Annotated in this window: 18 protein-coding genes; 8 read left to right on the top strand and 10 right to left on the bottom strand. The window is 68.0% G+C overall.

Going from position 1 to position 21,815, the window contains the following annotated elements; genetic code table 11:
* Positions 1-33: 33 nt before the first annotated feature.
* Complete coding sequence (locus tag BSZ39_RS00415; protein ID WP_073715425.1) at positions 34-846, top strand: spermidine synthase; 813 nt, start codon at positions 34-36, stop codon at positions 844-846.
* Here the strand turns inward: BSZ39_RS00415 and BSZ39_RS00410 are convergent.
* The gene (locus BSZ39_RS00410; protein WP_083602810.1) at positions 843-1,985 is read right to left on the bottom strand and encodes an MFS transporter; all 1,143 of its coding nucleotides are present in this window, start codon (positions 1,983-1,985) and stop codon (positions 843-845) included. The genes BSZ39_RS00415 and BSZ39_RS00410 overlap by 4 nt on opposite strands.
* A gap of 24 nt (positions 1,986-2,009) precedes the next feature.
* A complete protein-coding gene (locus BSZ39_RS00405) occupies positions 2,010-3,008 on the bottom strand; it encodes a proteasome assembly chaperone family protein (protein ID WP_083602809.1) in 999 nt (332 codons plus the stop codon).
* Between the two features lie 151 nt (positions 3,009-3,159).
* Here BSZ39_RS00405 and BSZ39_RS00400 point away from each other — a divergent pair, with 151 nt between their 5' ends.
* From BSZ39_RS00400 to BSZ39_RS00390, 3 genes are all read left to right on the top strand, one after another.
* Positions 3,160-5,361: a HelD family protein gene (locus BSZ39_RS00400; protein ID WP_073715431.1), complete on the top strand. Its 2,202-nt coding sequence runs from the start codon at positions 3,160-3,162 to the stop codon at positions 5,359-5,361.
* 61 nt (positions 5,362-5,422) lie between these two features.
* The gene (gene serA / locus BSZ39_RS00395) at positions 5,423-6,667 is read left to right on the top strand and encodes a phosphoglycerate dehydrogenase (protein ID WP_073715423.1); all 1,245 of its coding nucleotides are present in this window, start codon (positions 5,423-5,425) and stop codon (positions 6,665-6,667) included.
* Between the two features lie 34 nt (positions 6,668-6,701).
* Positions 6,702-8,465, top strand: a complete 1,764-nt coding sequence (locus BSZ39_RS00390; protein WP_073715422.1) for an AMP-binding protein — start codon at positions 6,702-6,704, stop codon at positions 8,463-8,465.
* Here the strand turns inward: BSZ39_RS00390 and nrdR are convergent.
* Positions 8,462-8,917 carry a transcriptional regulator NrdR gene (nrdR, locus tag BSZ39_RS00385; protein WP_073715421.1) on the bottom strand — a complete coding sequence of 152 codons (456 nt, stop codon included), beginning with the start codon at positions 8,915-8,917 and terminating at the stop codon, positions 8,462-8,464. The genes BSZ39_RS00390 and nrdR overlap by 4 nt on opposite strands.
* Positions 8,918-8,991: 74 nt before the next feature.
* The gene (locus BSZ39_RS00380) at positions 8,992-9,441 is read right to left on the bottom strand and encodes a LysM peptidoglycan-binding domain-containing protein (protein WP_073715420.1); all 450 of its coding nucleotides are present in this window, start codon (positions 9,439-9,441) and stop codon (positions 8,992-8,994) included.
* Between the two features lie 173 nt (positions 9,442-9,614).
* Between BSZ39_RS00380 and lexA the strand changes: the two genes are divergently transcribed.
* Complete coding sequence (gene lexA / locus BSZ39_RS00375) at positions 9,615-10,328, top strand: transcriptional repressor LexA (RefSeq protein WP_073715419.1); 714 nt, start codon at positions 9,615-9,617, stop codon at positions 10,326-10,328.
* Here the strand turns inward: lexA and BSZ39_RS00370 are convergent.
* Together BSZ39_RS00370 and hflX are read right to left on the bottom strand one after the other, a co-directional pair.
* Positions 10,325-12,283, bottom strand: coding sequence for an ATP-dependent DNA helicase (locus tag BSZ39_RS00370; RefSeq protein ID WP_073715418.1), 1,959 nt, complete (start codon positions 12,281-12,283; stop codon positions 10,325-10,327). The two genes, lexA and BSZ39_RS00370, sit on opposite strands and share 4 nt — an antisense overlap.
* Positions 12,280-13,743 (bottom strand): GTPase HflX, encoded by a 1,464-nt coding sequence (hflX, locus tag BSZ39_RS00365; RefSeq protein WP_245792384.1) that lies wholly within the window; start codon positions 13,741-13,743, stop codon positions 12,280-12,282. The genes BSZ39_RS00370 and hflX overlap by 4 nt, the downstream gene beginning before the upstream one ends.
* A 94-nt stretch (positions 13,744-13,837) precedes the next feature.
* On the opposite strand from hflX, the gene BSZ39_RS00360 reads away from it, so the two are divergent.
* Positions 13,838-14,443, top strand: a complete 606-nt coding sequence (locus BSZ39_RS00360) for a class I SAM-dependent methyltransferase (RefSeq protein WP_073715416.1) — start codon at positions 13,838-13,840, stop codon at positions 14,441-14,443.
* Here BSZ39_RS00360 and BSZ39_RS00355 read toward each other — a convergent pair.
* The 3 genes from BSZ39_RS00355 to miaB are packed head-to-tail and all read right to left on the bottom strand — an operon-like array spanning position 14,440 to position 17,659.
* Positions 14,440-15,252: a diaminopimelate epimerase gene (locus BSZ39_RS00355; RefSeq protein ID WP_073715415.1), complete on the bottom strand. Its 813-nt coding sequence runs from the start codon at positions 15,250-15,252 to the stop codon at positions 14,440-14,442. The genes BSZ39_RS00360 and BSZ39_RS00355 overlap by 4 nt on opposite strands.
* Entirely contained in the window at positions 15,249-16,154 is a 906-nt protein-coding gene (gene miaA / locus BSZ39_RS00350; RefSeq protein ID WP_073715414.1) for a tRNA (adenosine(37)-N6)-dimethylallyltransferase MiaA, read from the bottom strand. The genes BSZ39_RS00355 and miaA overlap by 4 nt, the downstream gene beginning before the upstream one ends.
* A gap of 2 nt (positions 16,155-16,156) precedes the next feature.
* Positions 16,157-17,659: a tRNA (N6-isopentenyl adenosine(37)-C2)-methylthiotransferase MiaB gene (gene miaB, locus BSZ39_RS00345; RefSeq protein WP_083602808.1), complete on the bottom strand. Its 1,503-nt coding sequence runs from the start codon at positions 17,657-17,659 to the stop codon at positions 16,157-16,159.
* 96 nt (positions 17,660-17,755) lie between these two features.
* On the opposite strand from miaB, the gene BSZ39_RS00340 reads away from it, so the two are divergent.
* Entirely contained in the window at positions 17,756-19,639 is a 1,884-nt protein-coding gene (locus tag BSZ39_RS00340; protein WP_073715412.1) for a hypothetical protein, read from the top strand.
* An 87-nt stretch (positions 19,640-19,726) separates the two neighbouring features.
* Positions 19,727-19,993 carry a hypothetical protein gene (locus BSZ39_RS00335; RefSeq protein ID WP_073715411.1) on the top strand — a complete coding sequence of 89 codons (267 nt, stop codon included), beginning with the start codon at positions 19,727-19,729 and terminating at the stop codon, positions 19,991-19,993.
* Here BSZ39_RS00335 and BSZ39_RS00330 read toward each other — a convergent pair.
* Complete coding sequence (locus BSZ39_RS00330; RefSeq protein WP_073715410.1) at positions 19,990-21,690, bottom strand: formate--tetrahydrofolate ligase; 1,701 nt, start codon at positions 21,688-21,690, stop codon at positions 19,990-19,992. The genes BSZ39_RS00335 and BSZ39_RS00330 overlap by 4 nt on opposite strands.
* Positions 21,691-21,815: the final 125 nt, after the last annotated feature.

The following is a 21,815-nucleotide window of genomic DNA, read 5'->3' as shown; positions in this document are numbered from 1 at the left end:
TGAGTTGTAGAAGATGAACTCGAGGATCACGCGGTGACCGCCCTGCTGTCCAGCACGACCACCCCGCTACACCACTATGAGGGACTCAACTGGACGCTCACGTTCGAAACCACCTCCCCGCGCTCCGCGCTCCTCGTGCTGGACGGAATGGAATCCTCCTTCATCGATCTCGACGATCCGGGCCACCTCGAATTCGAATACATGCAGCAGATGGACGCTGCCCTGTCCGTCGTGCGCCACCCAGGCCCCGTACGCGCACTGCACCTTGGTGGCGCGGGCTGCGCGCTCGCCCGGGCGTGGGCGCACACGCGGCCGGGTTCGCGCCAGCTCGTCGTCGAATGGGACGCGGTCCTCGCCGAGCTCGCGCGCGAGTACTGCGATATCCCCCGCTCCCCCGACGTGCGCATCCGCGTCGCCGAGGCGCGCGCCGCGCTACAGGGCTTTCCCGAGGGCCGCTGGGACGTCATCGTGCGCGACACCTTCGCCGGCGGCGCCGTCCCCGCCCACATGCGCACCTACGAAGTCGGCCTTAGCGCCCACCACGCGCTAAGCGAAGCGGGCCTTTACCTCGTGAACCTCACCGACCGGCCGCCGCTCGCGATGGCCCGCAGCGAGGTCGCGACCATCTCGTCGATCTTCGAGCACGTGGCCGTCGCGATCGACCCGTCGATCCTGCGCGGTCGGCGCTACGGCAATGCCCTGATCATCGCCTCGAAGGTCCCCTTCGATGAGGCCGCCCTCGCGCGCGCCTGCCGCGCCCTGCCACTGCCCGTGACGGTCCTTGTCGGAAGTAAGCTCGCGGAGTTCGCAGGCACGATGCCCGTACTGCACGACGAGCTGAATTAGCTCCCCTCGCGCCACGAACGCATGACGCGGCGCACGATCTGCGGCACCGACAGCGGAAGAATGCCTTCCGTTGCCAGGCGCGCACGCAGCTTGTGCCGGGAGATGAGGATGCCAGTCACGCCGATCGCCATGATCGGGACCATGACGAGCAGCGCGATCCGAAAATCGGTGGCAGAAAAGTTTTTATCGGGCGCGAGCGCATCGAGGATCACCCCGACCAACATGATCGCCGTGATCGAGGAGATGAACCCGCCCATGTTCACGAGCCCGCTCGCGGTCCCGTAGTGGTGGGGCGGCAGCGAGGTGCGGGCGAAGTCGAAGCCGATCGAGGACCCGGCGCCGCCGATCGCGAGCACGATGACGAGCAGCGTCCACAGCCACACGGGCCGCTGGCCGTCGACGGCGAGCACGGCGCTCCACGCGATGATGAGCGCGACGATGATCCCGAGGACGACGAGGGCGCGCTGCCAGGGGTGGCGCACGAGCATCGCCGCCACGGCCGGGCCGGCGGCGATCCCCGCGATCGAGTTGACGGAGATCAGCGCCGCTGCAGTCGCGGCGGAATATCCCTGCCCGACGGTCAGCAGCGGCATCCCCCACAAGATGAGGAAGACGTTCGGGCTGAACAGCAGCGCGAAATGCGTGAAGAACCCCAGCCACGTGCCCGGATGCCGCGTCACCGATGACAGGATCGCGCCGACGCGGTCGTGGTGGACGCTCTGTTGGTGCTCATCCGGGGTATCGACGATCGCGAGATAACCGAGCAGCGCGGTGAGGATCCCGGTCGCGGCGAGCGAGGCGAAGGCGGCGACCCAGCCGAACCGGCCGAGGATCGCGAGAAACGGCACGGCCGAGACGATGGGGCCGAGCTGACCGAGGATCGCCGTCAGCTGGGTCATGAGCGGGATGCGCCGAGTCGGGAACCAGGCCGGGATGAGCCGGATGACCGAGACGAATGCCGTGGCATCGCCGAGCCCGACGAGGACGCGCGCGCCGATGGCGATCGGATAGGTCGGGGCCGCCGCGACGCCGACCACCCCGAAGGAGGTACGGCCGGCGATCGCGATGATGTAGATCGCGACGGCGGCGAGCCACACGCGCATGGCGGCGGCGGGACGACCCTCAAACGTGAACGGCACGCACCTATCGTGCCACGCACGCTGTTAGGAGTGATCCTCCGGTTCATCGTCGCGGCGTGACTCGGGAAGTTCGCCGCGGTTGCCCTCTTCTGCCGCGCGCTGCTGGGTGACGAAATCGGCGAGGAAGGCCTCGGCCGCGGCACCGATCTCCTCGGCGCTCGGCACGTCGGTCAGCTCCGAATGGTTCGGCTGGCCACCGTCTTCGATGCGGTCGTCGTAGGACTTTTCCATCCACGCCAGCATCTGCTCCATGCGCTGGTCGCCTTCCAGCTCGGTGTCGATCGCGGCCGAGACCTGCAGCGAGGCCGCTTCCAGGTCACCGAGCGGCAGGGCCAGGCCCGAGACCTCCGAAATGCGGCGGATGAGCTCCGCGGCCGCCTGCGGGTACGAGCTTTGCGCGATATAGAACGGGATCCCGGCACCGAAACCGATGGCGTCAATCCCCGCCTGGCCGAACTTGTACTCGAGCGTAGAGGCCATCGAAGCCGCCCACTGGACGCTCCCGTCGACGATGTCATCGTCGGCGCCGAGCCCGTCGCGGTTCGCGTGCTTGACGACCTGGACGGGCCGGGTGTGCGGCACCGTCATCGGCACGGCGTGCACGCCGATGGCGAGGTCAGAGCCGAGTTCCTTCACGATCTGGACCACGTGTTCGGCGAAGGCTTCCCAGCCGAGGGAGGGCTCGGGACCGTGCAGGAGCGCGAGCTCGCGACCCTCATCGTCGCGCAGCAGGTCGACCGCGATCTCGACGGGCTGATAGTCGACGAAGCGGTTGCGCTCCATCGTGATGATCGGCCGCTGGGACGAGTAGTTGATGAACTGGTCCGAATCGAACGTGAAGACCCGCTCGGTGTGCAGCGACCCCACGAGGTTTTGGGCCAGCAGGTAATTGGTCTCGCCCGGTTCGCTTCGTGAGCCCATCGCGTGAATGAAGATTGGCGCGTGGGGCACCTCGCGGTGGCGGATCACGGCACCGTCATTGCGCGGGTAGTCAGATTTGGCGCGTCGGCCATGCTCACTCATGTTCCACCTCCAGGTCTGTGTCTCGTCGCGTCATATTGAGGATAACGTCTCGCTTCCCCTTGGCATTCCCATGCTGCGTGGCGGATAATGGAAGGCCGCCATTTTCCCCTTTGTCGAAAGGCCAGCCTCCGTGCAGAACAACTCGCGCGCCATGAGGGAGATTGAACATGAACAGCGTGTCGTCTCGAGGATCTATGCCCGACTCGATGCCCTGCGTTCACACTACCGCCATCAACTCGCCAAAGTTCGGCGGCAAGAACGCACTGGCAGCGCGCAGGCGCTCTCGGAGCGCGATGCCTTCGCCACGCACTATGAGGACACGCTCGCGCGCCTCGACGCGGTAGAAAACCGGCTCGTCTTTGGCCGACTCGACCTCACCGATGACACGACGCGCTACGTCGGGCGCGTCGGGATTAGTGATGAGGATCGCAAACCGCTGTTGATCGACTGGCGCGCGCCGAACGCCCGCCCGTTCTATCAGGCAACCGCGGCCCATCCGGGCGATGTCGTGCGACGCCGACACATCACGACCCGCGAGCGCACCGTCGTCGACCTGGAAGACGACCTGCTGAACGTCGAGGCGGCCGGCTCCGAGATGGCCGCGACCCTCACCGGCGAGGGCGCGCTGTTTGCCTCGATGTCGCAGGCACGCGATGGCCGCATGACCGATATCGTCGCGACGATCCAGGCGGAACAGGACGCGATCATCCGCGATAGCCCCGACGGCATCCTCGTCGTCCAGGGCGGGCCGGGCACCGGCAAGACGGCGGTCGCCCTGCACCGCGCCGCCTACCTGCTGTACGCGCACCGCGAGCGCATGGAGCGCGCGGGCGTCCTGCTCATCGGGCCGTCCTCGCTGTTCCTCGATTACATCGACCAGGTCCTGCCCTCCCTCGGCGAGACGAACGTCGTCGCGGCGACGATGGGCAGCCTGCTGCCCGGGGTCCGCGCGACCGAGCACGACGAGGCCGACGTCGCCGACGTCAAGGGCAACCTGTTCATGTCGCGCCTCGCCAAGCGGGCGGTGCGCGGCCTGCAGCGCCTGCCCGAAGAGGACCAGCGCCTTTCCGTCGAGGGCGTCGAGATCACGCTGAGGCGCGACCAGGTGGCCGCCGCGATGGAGCGCGCCCGACGGGCCGGCACGCCGCATAACGAGGCCCGCGTCGCGTTCGTCCTGCCGCTGCTGCGCGAACTCACCTCGCAGTACGCGAAGGCGCGCGGGATGGACGAGAAGGAGAACTACGCGTTCCTCTATGAAGACGTCCGGCAGGCGCGCGATGTGCGCGTCGCCCTGAACCTCGCGTGGATGCCGACGACCCCGACCGGGCTGCTCGAGCGCCTCTATGCCAACCGCGAGGTGCTCGCCGAATACGCCGACGAGTTCGACTCGCGTGAGCGCGAACTGCTCTACCGCTCCCCCGGCATGCCCTGGACGATCGAGGACGTGCCGATGCTCGACGAGCTCGCCGAACTGCTCGGCGAGCACGAGGGCGCCGAGGTCCGCCGCGAGCGCCTGGCCCGCGCCCGCGCCGCCCAGCAGGAGATCGAGTTCGCCTCCGATGCGATCGCCTCCCAAAACCTCGGCGCCGGCATGGTCTCGGCCGAAACCCTCGCCTCGCGCTTCACCGAGCGCGGACCCTCGCGCACCCTGGCCGAACGCGCCCGCGCGGACCGCACGTGGGCCTACGGCCATATCGTCGTCGACGAAGCCCAGGAACTATCCCCGATGGCATGGCGTTCGCTGCTGCGCCGCTGCCCGTCGCGCTCGATCACGGCGGTCGGCGATCTCGCGCAGCGATCGACGGCCGCGCCCGCGGCCTCCTGGCGCGCGACGATGGGCAAGGCCGGGCGCGAACACGTCCGCCAGGCCTCGCTCACGGTCTCCTACCGCACGCCAAAGACGATCCTCGACGCCGCGATGCGAGTGCTGCTCGCCTACGCGCCGGGTGACTACATCCCGGTCACGGCCGCGCGCGAAACCGACAACGCGCTGGAAGAAACCTACGGCCCGTGGCGCGAGATCCTCATCGACGTCGTCACCACCGAGCTGCGCGCGATGGGGCCGGGCCGCCTCGCGGTCATCACCCCGCACGACGTGCGAGACGAGGCCTATGAGCTCCTCGCGCCCCAGCTCGGCGCGTCAATGACGAACCCGCACGGGGGCCGGCTGCGCTCCCCGCTCGTCGTCATGGACCCGACCGAGATCAAGGGCCTGGAGTTCGACGTCGTTGTCCTCGTCGATCCGCGCCGGATCGCCGAGGAGGCCGCGGGCGATATCTACGTCGCGATGACGCGTCCGACGCGGCGGCTGCATGCCGTGCACCAGGGGCTGCCGGCGGGCTGGTTCGACTAGCGGCCTTTCCACGTGGCGGAACCCGTCTGTCAAAGCGAAAGAAGTGCGGCATGCTCGGTTTATGAAGGCCCTCATGCTCGAAAACCCTCATACCGATGCAGATCCCTTTCTTACCTCGGCTGGTCTCGCCGTCACCCGCCACCCGGGCGCGCTGCAGGGCGATGAACTGATCGAAGCCCTGCAGGGGGTGACCGTGCTCGGTATCCGGTCGAAGACGAATGTCACGGCCGAGGTGCTCAAGCGCTGCCCGTCGCTGCGCTGTATCGGGGCCTTTTGTATCGGCACGAATCAGATCGACGTGGCGGCCGCGACCGCCAAGGGCGTCGCCGTCTTCAACGCGCCGTTTTCTAATACGCGCTCGGTCGTCGAACTCGCGATCGGCGAGATCATCGCGCTCATGCGGCGCCTGACCCAGCGCGACCGTGCCCTGCACGAGGGCCGGTGGGAAAAATCCGCGGCCGGCGCCCACGAGGTGCGCGGCAAGACGCTCGGCATCATCGGCTACGGCAATATCGGCGCCCAGCTATCCGTCGTCGCCGAAGCCCTCGGCATGACCGTGGTGTTTTACGACAAGGCCGAAAAACTCGCGCTCGGCAACGCCCAGCGCATGCGCAGCCTCGACGAGCTGCTGCGCGTGTCCGATATCATCTCGCTGCACGTCGATGGCGTGACCTCGAACGCGTCGATGTTCGGCGCCGAACAGTTCGCGAAGATGAAGTCGGGCTCGATCTTTTTAAACCTCTCGCGCGGCTTCGTCGTCGACACGTATGCCCTGCGCGACCACATCCTCGAGGGCCATATCGCGGGCGCCGCCGTCGACGTCTTCCCGAGCGAGCCCAACGCCAACGGCGAGCCGTTCGACTGCGTTTTGCGCGGCCTGCCGAACGTCATCCTCACGCCCCATATCGGTGGCTCGACGCTGGAAGCGCAGGTCTCGATCGCGCAGTTCGTCGGCACCCGTATCTCCCGTTACGTCATGGACGGCACGACGAGCATGTCGGTGAACCTGCCGCGCCTCGCGCTCGACCCGAGCCAGGACACGAAGTTCCGCCTCACCTACGTGCACCGCAACACCCCGGGTGTCCTCGCGCTTATCAACCAGGCGCTCGCCGAGCACGGCGTGAACATCACCGGCCAGATCCTCGGCACGGCCGCGGAGATCGGCTACGTCATCACCGATATCGCCTCCGATATTCCCGACTCGTTCATCGCGGGCATCACTGAGCTACCCGACACGATCCGGCTGCGCATCATTGACCGCAAGGGTGTGACGCTCGCGGCGCATTCTGGGCAGGGCTATCGGTAGGTCGAACCTACGGTGGCGTAGGTAGAATGGACCCATGGTCTCCGACGTCACCTCCCGATCGCGCACCCATTACCCCGCCTCCGTCCCCGCGGAGATTTCGGTCCCAGATCTGACCCTGCCGGATCTGCTCGCTAAAGCGGTGGCCGATTTCCCCGATCACCTCGCGATCGACTTCCTTGGCCGCAAGACGAGCTATGCCAAGTTCGCCGACCGCGTCGACCGCGCGGCGAGCCTTTTCCATAACCTCGGGGTACGCCGCGGCGATGTCGTCGCGCTTGTCATGCCGAACTGCGCACAGCACGCAATCGCCGTCTTCGCCGCGCTGCGGATCGGCGCGATCGTTGCCGAGCACAACCCGCTCGCCCCGAGCGACGAGATCCAGGGCCAGCTCGAGCGCCACGGCGGCAAGGTCGTCGTGGCCTGGGAAAAGTCGCTCGACGCCGTCTGCCCGAGCGGGGATCTCAAGGGCCGCGTCGTCCTCGCCATGGACCTCACCCGGGACCTGCCGCATGTCACGCGCCGCCTGCTCTCGCTGCCGCTCGCGAAGACCAAGGCGCTGAAGGAGACAATGCGCTCCCCGATCCCCGCAGGCGTTGGCAGCTTCGTCCACTTCCTCAAGCGCGCGAAGCCCATCTCCGCCGACGTGCCCGGCCCCAGCCCGGAGGATGTCGCATTCTATCTGCACACCGGCGGCACGACGGGCTCACCGAAGACCGTGCCGCTGACGCACCGCAACCTCGTCGCGATGGTCGAGATGGGCCGCGAATGGCTGCCCCAGATGGAGCGCGGCACCGAAACCGTCGGCGCGGTGCTGCCCTATTTCCACGCCTTCGGCCTCACACTGTCCCTGCTATTCGCCGTCCACATGGGCGCAACCCAGGTCGTCTTCCCCCGATTCGATGTCGACATGGTGCTCTCGGCGCAGCGGCGCCGACCGTTCACGTTCCTGCCCGGCGTCCCGCCGATCTTCGACCGCGTGGAGAAGGAAGCGCGCGCGAAGGGCCGGTCCCTGTCCTCCATCCGCATTGCGCTCGCCGGCGCCATGAGCCTCGATGGCCAGGTTGCCAAACGCTGGGAGAAAGCCACGGGGGGACTCATCATCGAGGGCTATGGCATGACCGAGGCCTCCCCCGTCATCGTCGGTAACCCGACCTCCATCGACCGCCGCCCCGGCACGCTCGGGGTCGCGTTCCCGTCGACCGATATCCGCATCGTCGACCAGGAGGATCCATCGCGCGATGTCGAGCAGGGCGAAAAGGGTGAGCTCATCGCTCGCGGCCCGCAGATCTTCGGCGGCTACCTCAACGCTCCGGAAGAAAACGCCGAGGTCTTCACCGAAGACGGTTGGCTGCGCACCGGCGATGTCGTCGTGGAAGACGATGGCTTCATCACGCTGGCCGACCGCCGCAAGGAACTCATCATCTCCGGCGGGTTCAACATCTATCCCTCGCAGGTGGAAGACGCCGTGCGCAAGATGCCGGGCGTCGTCGACGTCGCGGTCGTCGGCGTGCCCTCGGGCGCGGTTGGCGAGAAGGTCGTGGCCGCCCTCGTGCTGGAGGCCGGCGCGCGCGTCGACCTCGAGTCGGTGCGGGCCTGGTGCGATGAGAAGCTCAGCCACTACGCGATCCCGCGGCAGATCGAGGTCCTGCAGGAACTGCCGAAGTCTCAACTCGGCAAGACGCTGCGACGCAAGGTGCGTGAGCAGATCATTTCCGCCTCGGAATCGATGCGGGATGCCTCCGATCGGCTGCGCTCGCGCGGCGAGACGGAAGACGAAGAAGAGCCAAAAGAGCGCTAGCGCTCGGCGCGGTCCTGACGCAGTTCGGCGATCGCGCGCTCGAAGTCTTCGAGCGAGTTGAAGCCGAGGTAGACGGAAGCGAAGCGCAGGTAGGCGACTTCGTCGAGTTCGCGCAGCGGCGCGAGGATTGCGCGTCCCACCTCGAAGGCGGGGACGACGCCCTGGCCGAGCGAGCGGACCTGGTCTTCGACCTTTTCGGCGAGCAGTGCGAGCTGATCGCCTGTCACGGGCCGGCCCTGGCAGGCCTTGCGTACGCCGGACATGACCTTGTCACGGGAGAAGGGTTCGGTCACTCCGGAGCGCTTGGAGATCAGCAGGCTCGTGGTCTCCATGGTGGTGAAGCGACGCTGGCAGGCGAGACATTCACGCCGGCGGCGGATTGATGAGCCGTCGTCAGCCGTCCGGGAGTCCACGACTTTGGAGTCCTCGTGACGACAAAAGGGGCAGATCATTGCGCTTCCCTCCACCGCCCGAGGCGGTCACTTCAGCAAAATAGTGGTGCTGACACGGTAGAGGGAAGCGGAGATTAAGGCAACTTCGGAAGGGTCAGCGCCTGACCTTCGTGAATGGTCGCAGATGACAGTCCGTTCACCGCGATGAGGGCCGCCACGTAATCGCGGGTGTTCGTGCCAGCGCCGTGGGTCTCGGCGATCGACCACAGGGAGTCCCCTGCCGCCACCGTGACGACGGCGTCGGAGGCCGCGGGCGCGGGGTTGAGGGCCGAGGCGACACCGGCGGCGCCGCCGATAACGAGGGCCGCGGCGAACGCCCAGCCCACCACGGCGCGCACAGCCTTCGTCGAGACCGAGCTAGCGGCGGCCGGTGCCGCGACCGGCAGCGGGATAACCGTCGCGGAAGCTGGCACGACGGGAGTACGGCGAGCCGGACGCCCGCCTTCTACATCGGTGCCACCGACAATGCGAAACACGCGGGTATCGCGGAGTTCGTCAAGAGCTGCGAGGGGAAGAGCAGTCATGTCAGCATTCCTTTCACGAACGGGCGTTCGTCGAACATCTGTTCTTATTGTAGAACGAGTGTGCGGTCAATGTCGAGACACGCTCGAACGAATGTTTGAGATTCGCCTCGCGTAGCTCTACGCTGAAGACAGTTAATCGGGCAGGTACGACACGGCGAACAAAGGATTCGAACATGAGCGAGAGCAAGCTGACGGATCGGCAGGCTCAGATCCTGCGCACGATCGCGACGTCGGTCGCCGAGCGCGGCTACTCTCCCACGATGCGCGAGATCGCGAGCGGCGTTGGCCTCGCGTCCCCATCGTCGGTCAAGCATCAGCTCGAGGTGCTCGAATCCAAGGGCTATATCCGCCGCGACCCGAAGTCGCCGCGCGCGATCGTCATCGATGAGTCCACCTATGAGGTCCTCGGGATCACGCATGAGGCGCCGGCCGAGCCCACGCCGATCACGCAGGCACGCGCTCAGTATCGCGCACAGCAGGCCGCGATCGATTTCCTTGGCGAGGCGAGCATCGAGACGACGCCCGTCCCGCTCGTGGGGCGCATCGCCGCGGGCGGCCCGATCCTCGCAGATCAGATGGTCGAAGACGTCTTTACCCTGCCGACGCAGCTCGTCGGCACCGGCGAGCTGTTCATGCTCGAGGTCAAGGGCGATTCGATGATCGATGCCGCGATCTGCGATGGCGACTGGGTCGTCGTGCGGCAGCAGGACGATGCGGAGAACGGCCAGATCGTCGCCGCGATGATCGACGGCGAGGCCACGGTCAAGACGTTGCGACGCAAGGACGGCCACCAGTGGCTCATGCCCGCGAACTCCGCCTATACGCCGATCTGGGGCGATGAGGCGACGATCATCGGCAAGGTCGTCTCCGTCCTGCGTGCCCTCTAGGTATTCGCGTCGCGCAGGCGCGTCAGCGCGTCGATCGCGACCTTCTTCTCCTCCGTCGGCCACATCGGCGGCATCGAGCGCAGCAGGTAGGTGCCGTAGCGCTTCGTGCGCAGCCGCGGGTCAAGAACCGCGACGACGCCGCGATCCGTGCTCGAACGAATGAGCCGACCCGCGCCCTGCGCCAGCAGCAGCGCCGCGTGATTCGCCGAGACCTCCATGAACGAGTTTTGGCGCCGCTTCGTCGCGAGCTCATTTCGAGCCTCGGTCATCGGGTCGGTTGGCCGCGGGAACGGGATCCGGTCGATGACGACGAGGCGGCAGGTATCGCCCGGGGCGTCGACGCCCTGCCACAGCGTGAGCGTGCCGAGCAGCGTCGCGGACTCGTCGGCGAGGAAATCGTCGACGAGCTGGGACAGCTGATCCTCGCCCTGGACGTAGACCGGCGTATCGACGCTCACGCGCAGCCGCTCGGCGGTGCGCTCGGCGCCGCGGCGCGAGGAGAACAGGCCAAGCGTGCGCCCGCCGGCGGCCATGACTAGCTCGGCGAACGTGTCGAGGGCTTCTTCGGCGATGCCGTCGCGGCTGGGTTCGGGCATGTCGGAGGCGATATAGAGGATCCCCTGCTTCGCGTAGGTGAACGGGGAGCCGACGTCGATCTCGTTGACGGTCGTATCGGCCAGCAGGTGCGCGCCGACCTTCGCCTTGGATGCGGCGAAACTGCCGCCGAGCGCGAGCGTGGCGGAGGTGAGGACGGCGGCGCGTTCGGCGAGGAGCTCGTTCGCGATGAGCGGGGCGACGTCGAGCGGGGCGACCTTGAGGATCGGCGGCTCGGTTCCGTCGCGGCCACGGTCGATCCATGCGACGTCCTCGCCCGTCGGGATCGTGCCCGATAGCAGGCGCACGGCCGCGCCCTGTAGCTCGAGCAGGGCGGCCTTCGCTTGGGCGCGCGAGCCCGCGTCGGTGTCCTTCCCCTTGGCGTTCTTGTTCGCCTCCACGGCCGCGCTCGCCGCGTTGCCGAGCAGGATGAAGGCGTCCTGCAGTGCGGCCGTCAGTGCGGTAATGCGGCCCGTCGGGGCCTCCTCCAGCGCTTCCGATAACGCGGCTACGGCCTCGTCGAGGTCGACGGAGGGGAATTCGCGGCTCACGACGCGCAGCAGCCGGGTGAGCATGCCGCCGGAGAGTTGCAGTGCGCCCGCGGCGGTGACGCGGTCGGCGAGATCGTGGGCCTCGTCGACGATGAGGGCATCGAAGTCGGGCAGGACCGGGACCTCGCTCGCGGCCTGGATGCCGAGCAGCGTGTGGTTCGTGACGAGGAGGTCTGATTCGCCCGCGCGGGCGCGGGCGGCGAAGGCGAAGCAGTCTTCGGCAAACTGGCAGCGCGCGCCGAGGCACTCGTTGCGGGTGACGGAGACCTGCCGCCAGGCGCGGTCGTGCACGCCGGGGCTGACGTCGTCGCGGTCGCCCGTGTCGGTCTCGTCGGCGAATTCGCGCAGGCGCATGACCTGCTCGCCGAGGGTGCCGAGCGCGGCGGCGGTATCGGAGGCCTCGAAGAGGGTCTCGCCCTCGTCTGGGTAGCCGCCCGCGAGCTTGTTCTTGCACAGGTAGTGGTGCCAGCCCTTGAGCAGCGCGACCTTCAACCGTGTATCGGTCTGCGCGGCGACGGCTGCGAGGGCGGTCGGGGCGTCCTTGATGAGGATCTGGCGCTGCAGGGCAAGCGTTGCCGTCGAGACGACGACGCGGTTCACGTCACCGCTGGCGAGAGCGGTGAGCGCCGGGATGAGGTAGCCGAGCGACTTACCCGTGCCGGTGCCCGCCTGAATGAGCGCGAGATCGCCTTCGGCGAGCGTCTGCCTGACGCGCTCGACCATCTGGATCTGGCCCTCGCGGGGCACCCCGCCGAGCGATTCGACCGCGCGGTTAAGGGAGCGCTGCGCGCGTGAGTCCGCGCCCGTCATCGAACGGCGACGTCGTTAAGTGCGTGCGCGAGTTCCTGGTGGGCGCGTCCCACGATGTGGGTGCCCGCGTCGGTGTGCTCGAGCGTGTCGATCTCGCCATCGGCGTGCATCTGGGAGACGAGGTCGCCGCGCGTGTAGGGCACGGTGACGTCGATGTCGACGTCGGGGAACGGCAGCTTGGCCGCGATCGCCTCGCGCAGTTCGTCGAGCCCCTCGCCGGTGCGGGCGGAGACGAGGACAATGCCGGGGAAGGCGGAGCGCAACGTCAGCTGGGTCGTCGCATCGAGGAGGTCGATCTTGTTGCCGACGATGATCGTCGGGATATCGCTCGCGCCCTCGATCTCGCGGATCACGTCGTTGACAGCCTGGACCTGCGCGAGCGGGTCGGGGTGGGCGGCGTCGAAGACGTGGACGATGACGTCGGCGAGGCCGACCTCTTCGAGTGTGGAACGGAACGCCTCGACGAGCTGGTGCGGCAGGTTGCGCACGAAGCCGACCGTGTCGGCGATCGTGTAGGTGCGGCCGTCGGGGGTCTCGGCGCGGCGCACCGTCGGGTCGAGCGTCGCGAACAGCTGGTTTTGGACGAGCACGCCCGCGCCCGTCAGGCGGTTGAGCAGCGCCGACTTTCCGGCGTTCGTGTAGCCCGCGATCGCGACCGACGGCACGTGGCCGCGGCGGCGCGAGGAGCGCTTCGTCTCGCGTGCGGGCGCCATGTTCGCGATATCGCGGCGCAGCTTTGCCATGCGGGTGCGGATGCGGCGGCGGTCAAGTTCGATCTTCGTTTCACCGGGACCGCGCGAGCCAATGCCTTCACCGGAGGCGGCGCGGCCGCCGGCCTGGCGGGACATCGACTCACCCCAGCCACGCAGGCGCGGCAGGAGGTATTCCAGCTGGGCGAGCTCGACCTGGGCCTTGCCCTCTTTGGACTTCGCGTGCTGGGCGAAAATGTCGAGGATCAGCGCCGTGCGGTCGACGACCTTGACCTTGACGACGTCTTCCAGGCCACGGCGCTGGGACGGGGCGAGTTCGGTATCGACGATGACGGTATCGGCGCCGAGCTGGGCGACGAGATCTGCGAGTTCCTTGGCCTTGCCGGAGCCGAGGAACGTCGCCGGATCCGGCATCGCGCGGCGCTGCAGCAGCCCGTCGAGCACGGTGGAACCGGCGGTCTCGGCGAGCGCCGCGAGCTCGGCAAGGGAGACCTCGGCCTCTTTCGCGTTCGACTCATAAATCCCGACGAGCACGACCTGCTCGAGGCGCAGCTGGCGGTATTCGACTTCGGTAACGTCTTGGAGTTCGGTCGACAGCCCTGCCACTCGTCGCAACGCGGAGCGCTCATCCTGCGCGAGGGTGTCACCGGCAAGTTCGGTCTCGTCGGTGTCCTCGGTCTGCAAAGATGCGGCCGCGCGGGCGAGGACTCGGGCGACGACGTCCTCCGTGCGATCATCGTGGTGGGCCATAGTGTCCTTCCGTATCTCAGCCAAGTTTCCCATCTTTTACCGCGCTCGTCGCCTTCTTTTTGCGCTCGGCGTAGGAGGGTGTGACCATGAAGGCGTGGCGCACTATTTTGACGAGTCCCCCGCATCCGATGCGAGGCGAAAAACTCTGCGGGTGACGCTCGCCGACCGTGAGGTGAGCGTCGAGACCGCGTCCGGGGTGTTCTCCCCCGGTCATATCGATCTCGGGACGCGGCAGTTGCTGCGCGCCGCGAGCGATCTACCCGAAAAGGGCATCTTTGTTGACCTCGGCTGCGGCTGGGGACCGATCGCGCTCGATATGGCACTGCGCCGGCCCGCCGCGCGGGTTTTCGCCGTCGACATCAACGAACGCGCCTTAGAGCTCACGGCCGCGAATGCCGAGAAGCTCGGCCTTTCGAACGTGCACCCGCTGCCCTCGGAGCAGGCGCTCGCCGATGACCACCTGAAACGGATAGACGTGCTGCGGTCCAATCCGCCGATTCGCATCGGGAAGAAGGCGCTGCATGAACTGCTCGTGGCGTGGTTGCCGCGGCTCGCGCCCGACGGGCTGGCGGAGCTCGTCGTCGCGAAGAATCTCGGCGCGGACTCGCTCGCGGCCTGGATCGAAAAAGAGCTCGGCATGAGCTGCGAGAAGCAGTCCTCGCGCAAGGGCTTCCGCATCCTCGCCGCCACGCGCCGCTAGCCGCGCGGGCTCACCTCAGCGATCACCTGCGCCGCGGCGATAACGTCGATGGCGTCCCCGTCGAACTCGACCCACACGTCGCCGCCGTAGGCGCGCATCTGCCACAACGTGGGGCCCGCGCCACCGGCCCACGTGCGCAGCGCATGGGCGGCCGCGCCGGCCGCGAACACGCTGCTCGGGACCTCGCCACGCTCCCGATCGATGACGCGCAGCTCCCCCGCACCGAGCATGCCCGAGGCACCCGCCGACGGGATGACGAGGCAGCTCGTGGCGCCCTCGCGCGGGGCCGGATCGATCTCGATATCGCCCGAGCCCAGCCACGGCAGGGCCGCGAGGTCCGTGTCGTCGGGTAGCGCGATGACGACGTGCGGGCTCGCGACCGTCACCGACAGGGCGGGCCGCTGATGCGCGAGCCCCGTGATCGTCACGGCGCAGTCGAAACCGTCGCGCTGGGCGATCTCGCCGGCGGGCAGGATCGCGCGCCCGAGCGCGAGTCGATAGCCGCGCGCATCGGGCCCGAACGTCACCGGGCCCGCGACGGTGTGCGCGGTGCGCGGCGCGTCGGCATCGAGGCAGGCCGCGAGCGCCAGCTGGTCATTGCCGGACGGGCACGCCGCTACGCCGCGATCGCTCAGGCACGTGACGTGCAGGTCGGTCGCGCTTGTCGCAACGTGGAGGTAGCCCTCGGCTCCGATGCCCGATTGTCGGTGGCACAGCGCCGCGACGCGTTCGGCGGGCGGCACCTCGCCGCCCGACAGGTCGATGAGGTAGTCGCGCTGGGCGCAGTGGGCTTTCAGCAGGGCGCTCATGCCCCCAGCATAGAGACGATCTCGCCGCCGCGGCTCGGTGAGAGCCAGGTGATGCGCGGGTCGGCGCGGAACCAACTGCGCTGTTTGCGGGCGAGCTGGCTCGTCGCGAGGGTGATCGCGGCTTTGGCCTCGTCGGCGCTCAGTTCGCCGCGCAGGTAGGCCTCGCACTGTGGGTAGCCGGTCGCTTTGGAGGCCGTCTTGCCCCAGTCGGCGGCGATGAGGCGGCGGGTCTCGCCGACGATGCCATCGCGCCACATCTGTTCGGTGCGCGCGGCGATGCGTTCGGCGAGGGGCTCGGTCTCGTCGATGAGGCCGAATTGGCGGGCGGGTGCGACGTATTCCCGACGCGGCATCGTGGCTGAGAACGGGCGTCCGGTGAGCTCGAAAACCTCGAGCGCGCGGATCACGCGGCGAGTGTTGGCCGCTTCCAGCCGCGCGGCGGATTCCGGATCGACGGCAGCCAGGCGCGCATGCATAACCTCGGCCCCGACGCGCTCGGCCTCGGCCTGCAGGGCTGCGCGCAGCTCGGGATCGGTGCCCGGGAATTCGATGACGTCGAGCAGCGCGCGCACATACAGGCCCGATCCCCCGACGACGATCGGCAGATTGCCGCGGGCCTTAATCGCGGCGATATCGGCACGGGCGTAGCGCTGATAGGCCGCGACCGACGCATCCTCGCTCACGTCGAGGACGTCGAGCTGGTGGTGGGTGACCTCGGCGCGGATCTCCGGGCCGACCTTCGCGGTGCCGATGTCCATGCCGCGGTACAGCTGCATCGCGTCGGCGTTGATGATCTCGGCGTCGCGGTAGCCGGGCAACTTCCCGGCGCGCACCGCGCGCGCAAGCTCAAGGGAGGCGGCCGTCTTGCCGGTGGCGGTAGGCCCGACGATCGCGATGATCATGACTAGCGGCGAATCCTCGGCATGCCGAGGCCGACGGCGTTCGGGCGGGCGCGCTCGGCTTCCTTCGCGCGCTGCTCGGCCTCGTAGGCGTCCCCGGCGCGGGTGCGGCGCACGCTGAACGTTCCACCGGTCAGGCCCGAATCGGCGACGAGATAGTGCGGGGCACCGTGCGTGACCGTCGCGGTGACGAAATCGCCAGGGCGCGGCACGTCGCCACCTTCGGGCACCGTGACGTGCACGAGTCGGTTATCGCGGGCGCGCCCGGAGATCCGGTCGTTGCTGCCGTCCTTGCGGCCCGCCGTGCTCGTCACCAGCACCTCGGCGTCGGTGCCTTCGAGGGCCTCGTTTTCCTCCGTCGAGATCCGATCCTGCAGCGCGATCAGGCGCTGGTAGCGCTCGGTGACGACCTCGGGCGGGACCTGATCGGTCCGGTCGGCCGCGGGCGTGCCGGGGCGCGGCGAATACTGGAACGTGAACGCCGAGGAAAAACGCGAGGCTTCGACGACATCGAGCGTTGCTTGGAAGTCTTCTTCCGTCTCGCCCGGAAAACCGACGATGATGTCGGTCGTGATCGCGGCATCGGGCATCTTAGCACGCACTCGCTCAAGGATCCCCAAAAACTTTTTCGACCGGTACGACCGGCGCATCTGACGCAAGATCTCATCGGAGCCCGACTGCAGCGGCATGTGCAGGCTCGGCATGACGTTGTCAGTCTCGGCCATCGCGTCGATGACGTCATCGGAAAACGCGGCCGGATGGGGCGACGTGAAGCGCACCCGCTCCAGGCCCTTGATCTCACCGCACGCGCGCAGCAGCTTCGCGAACGCCTGGCGATCACCGAAGCCGACGCCGTAGGAGTTGACGTTCTGTCCGAGCAGCGTCACCTCGATCGCGCCCGCGTCGACGACGGCCTGAATCTCGGCGAGGATCTCGCCGGGCCGACGGTCGCGCTCCTTGCCGCGCAGCGAGGGCACGATGCAGAACGTGCACGTGTTGTTGCAGCCGACCGAGATCGACACCCACGCGGCGTACGGGTTATCGCGCTTCGTGGGAAGCGTCGACGGAAAAACTTTGAGCGACTCCTCGATTTCGACGGCGGCCGCATTATTGTGCCGCGCCCGCTCGAGCAGGACCGGCAGCACGTCGATGTTGTGCGTACCGAACACAACGTCGACCCACGGCGCCTTCGCGACGATATCCTCGCGCATCTGCTGGGCGAGACACCCGCCGACCGCGATCTGCATGCCGGGCCGCTCGCGCTTGACCGCGGCGAGCTGGCCGAGGTTGCCAAACAGGCGGGTGGCAGCGTTTTCCCGCACCGAACACGTGTTGACGACGACGATGTCCGCACCCTGGTCCCCCGCCTCGGTCGCGCGGGCGGCGGCTTCGGGCACGTCGGCGACCGGAACGTAACCGGCATCAAGCAGCAGGCCAGCCATCCGTTCCGAGTCGTGCACGTTCATCTGGCACCCAAGGGTGCGCACGGAAAAAGTCGTGGGAGTCATCGAAGCGATTCTAGCCCTGCGCCCGCTGAAGGCGCATACGAGCGTGAGTGCTGGCACAATAGAAGTTCACCCAATCGGATCAAGGAGATCGCATCTATGCCGAAGCGAAAGCGTTCCCGCGAACGCGCCGCCCGGCCCCCTGCCGCTGCCAAGGCAGCAACGACTCCCCAGATCGAACCCAGCGCCGAACGCCCCTATGCGGGCGAAATCCAGCATGTCGACGACGTGCGTACCGCACGCAATCTCGCCGCCTACGTGACCGATCCCGCGCGGCCTGTCCCGCTCGCCGTCGTCACGACAGATATCCGTACGGGAGCGACGATCGCCGACGCCGACGCACTGCTCGAAGCAAGTGACGGCGCCGCCGATGTAGTCATCTTGCACACCGGCGATGCCTCGCGCGCATTCGAAGATCAAATGCCCGAAGGCGCGCACGTGTTCGGTGGCGCGGGACGCGTCTACCCGACGGGGACGGACTGGCACGAAACGCCTCACAAGTCCCGCCTGCGACTGTCGAAGGGCCCGCGCGAGGCGGAGGCGCTCACGACGCTCCTGCGCAAGGACCTCGCCTACCAGATCAAGGGGGCCGCGATCCGCCGACGCAACCTGGAACGCGAGGAACGCGCCCGCGAGCTCGCCGCCCGCCCCAACGGCCCCGAGCCCGCCCTCGCGATGGCGAAAGCGAGCTACTGCATCTGCAGCGTGCGCGAAGCCGAACGCCTCGCTACGCGCCTCATGCATCCCGAGCGCGACTTCCCCGTCCTCGTCATTTCGATCCCGACGGGCCAACTCGCGCCCTCGATCGACGTCGACCAACTCGAAGACGACCTCGCGGGCCTGTGCGAGATCGTCCTGCTCCCAACGGACGCGTCCTCGTGGCGCCTGACCGAGATGCTGCCCGACGGCGCGGGCGTCTACGGCGGCGCCGCCCGCGTCTACCCGCCCGGCACCGACTGGATGCAGGCCCTGCACCGCGCCCCGTTGCGCTTTTCCTACGGCCCGTCCGACCAGGCCGCTGCGACCGAGGTGCTCTTCGCCGACGCGATGCGCGTCGCGCGCCTGCGCTCATCCACGAACGGGCGCCGCCACGCGAGCGGCCACGTCTCCGGCCTGTTCGGCAATTCGCGCGCGATCGTCGAACTCGCCGACGGCAGCTACTGCTCCGTGTGGTCCGACCTCATCCACACGCGCACGCCCGTCGGCTCCCTGCTCGCGCCCGGCCAGCACGTCGAGGGCATCCTCGATGAAGCAAGCGGCCGACTCGACATCTCCGAGATGCTGATCTCGCCGACGCTTAGCTACCGGCCCGGCGATGTCGTCCTGGCCCTCGTGCGCGACGTCCGCTCCTCGCGCGTCACCCTTTCGCTGCTTCCCGATACCGAGATCGCGGTCCCGCGCGAACTCGTGACCTCCAACCCGCGCGACTCGCTCACGTCGCTGTTTTCCGTCGACGAGATCGTCGCGGCCCGTCTCGGCATCGATGAGGACGGGAAGATGGCCCTCCGCCTCGATGATGTCGACGACGATGAGGTCCCCGTGCCCGCGCCCGCGCTCACCCGCGGCGGCCCGCCGTGGCTCACGCTCGCGGGCGATGAGGACGACGAGGGCAGCGAGGAGGAGACCGGCTCCGCGGTCGACTGGGACACGCTCGTGTCCTGGGAGAAAGCCGAAGAGCCCGAACCCGCGCCCGCCGTCCCGCTGCCGGGCCCGCCGACGCCGGAGACCGTCAGCCCGGGCATGCAGGCCCAGCTCGATGACCTCTCCCAGCGCCTGCGCGACGCCGACCGCCAAAACGTCGCCGTGCGCGAACGCGCCGGCAAACTGCGCCAGCGCATCGACGAACTCGAGGCCGAAACCCGCACGCTACGCACCGAGCTGCGCTCGACCAAGCGGCAGCTGTCCGCCAAGCGCGTCGCCGGGTGGCTCGGCGACGACGTGCCGACCGCCGAGATGTTCCGCTTCGCGGTCTTTCGCACCTGACGGCAAAAACTCTCGCGCCAAGAGCGCGCCGAGGCGGCCCTACCGGATTACGAGATCGGGCCGGACTTCTTTACCTCGATCAAGCAATTGCACGGCATCGACCAGCAAAAGATCGTCGAGGTCGTCGTCGATGTGCTCACGGGCCGCGCCGCCGAACTCGACTCGCGTGCCCTGCACCGGCTGCGCACCGGCCCCGGCGGGGACGACCCGTACCGCGAGCGCGCCGACGGCGCGAAGGCCTATCGCGTAGCGATCGAACGCAACAGCCCGTCGGCCCGCCGGCTCCACTACTGGAAGGCCGGCGAGACCTACGAGTTCGCGCGCGTCGTTTTGCACGACGACATGCGCATCTAGCTCAGGCCGACGATCTCGCCGTTGCTATCGAGGTCGATCCGCTCGGCCGCCGGATGCGAGGACAGGCCCGGCATCGTGCGCATATCGCCGCAGATCGCATAGATGTACCCCGCGCCCGCGGCGAGCCGCACCTGGCGCACGGGCAAGCGCCAACCGGTCGGCGCGCCGAGCAGCTTCGGGTCCGCCGACAGCGACAGGTGCGTCTTCGCCATGACGATCGGCAGCTTGCCGTAGCCGAGTCCAGTGAACTTCGCCAGCTCGCGCTTGGCCGCCGGCGCGAAATCGACGCCGTCGGCGCCGTAGACCTCGGTTGCGATCTTCTCGATCTTCGTCTCCAGCGGCTCGTCGTCGCCGTACAGCGGCGTGAAGTCCACCTCGAAGTTCTCCAGCGCGCTCATGAGCGCCTTGGCGAGTTCGACCGCGCCTTCGCCGCCCTGGGCGACGTGCGTGGAGCGCGCGACCTCGGCCCCGGCCTCGCGGGCGATTCTCTCGATCTCGGCGAGTTCCGCGTCGTGATCCGTCGGGAAGACGTTGAGCGCGACGACGGGCGCGACGCCGAAGGACCGCACGATCTCGATGTGTTTGATGAGGTTCGCGGCGCCCGCGCGCACGTCATCTACGTTCTCGGCGAGCATCTCTTCGGGCAGCGGCTTGCCGGGGACGACCTTGAAGCGCCCCGAGTGGGTCTTCAGCGCCCGCACGGTCACGACCAGGACCGCGGCATCAGGAGCCAGGCCCGACGCGCGGCATTTGACGTTGAAGAAACGCTCCGCGCCCATGTCCGCACCGAACCCGGCCTCGGTCAGCAGCACCTCGCCCATGTGGATGCCGATCCGGTCGGCGACGACGGACGAGTTACCGGTCGCGATATTGCCGAACGGCCCCGCGTGGATGAGCACGGGCGTGTTCTCGGTCGTCTGCAACAGGTTCGGATCGATCGCCTGCCGCAAGATCACTGCCATCGAGCCGGCGGCCTTGAGGTCCTCGGCCGTCACGGGCTTGCCGTCGTAGGTGTAGCCGATGACGATCCGCCCGAGGCGTTCGCGCAGGTCCTTCAGGTCGGAGGCGAGCGACAGGATCACCATGACCTCGGAGGCCGACGTGATGTCGAAGGAGGACTGGCGCGTCACGCCATCGCCGCGCGCCCCCAGCCCGATGACGACGTTGCGCAGCGAACGGTCGTTGATGTCGAGCACGCGCGGCCAGGAGATCGCCCGCGGGTCGATCCCGAGCTCGTTGCCGTGGTGCAGGTGGTTGTCGATCATCGCCGCGAGCAGGTTGTGCGCGGCCGTCACGGCATGGAAGTCGCCGGTCAGGTGCAGATTGAGGTCCTCCATCGGCACGACCTGGCTGTAACCGCCACCGGCGGCCCCGCCCTTGATCCCGAACGTCGGCCCCATCGACGGTTGGCGCAGCGCGAGCGTCGCGCGCGTCCCAATCTTTTGCAGGCCCTGCGCGAGCCCGACGGCCGTCGTCGTCTTGCCCTCCCCGAGCGGGGTCGGCGTGACGGCGGTGACGACGACGTATTTGCCGCGCGTCTTCTTCGCTTCCTCGCTCAGCGACGCATCGGGCACCTTCGCGACGTGATGGCCATAGGGAATGATCGCGTCGGGGACCAAACCGGCCTCCGTCGCGATCTCGGTGAGGGGTTTGAGCGTTGCCGCGCGGGCGATGTCCAGGTCGGATGGCAGTGTCACACAGGTACCTTTCACGTCGTTGTTTGTGGTGCAGAGCACGATTCCTTCCCAGGATAGACCCCGGGCGAAAAACTTATTGTCACCAAACCGTGACCCAGCAAACATGACACAGCTCACTAAGTCCG

The organism is Bowdeniella nasicola (genome assembly GCF_001907295.1).
Lineage (GTDB): Bacteria > Actinomycetota > Actinomycetes > Actinomycetales > Actinomycetaceae > Bowdeniella > Bowdeniella nasicola.
Note: the sequence above shows the minus strand (reverse complement) of the source record. Positions and strands in the feature narration are given on the sequence as shown.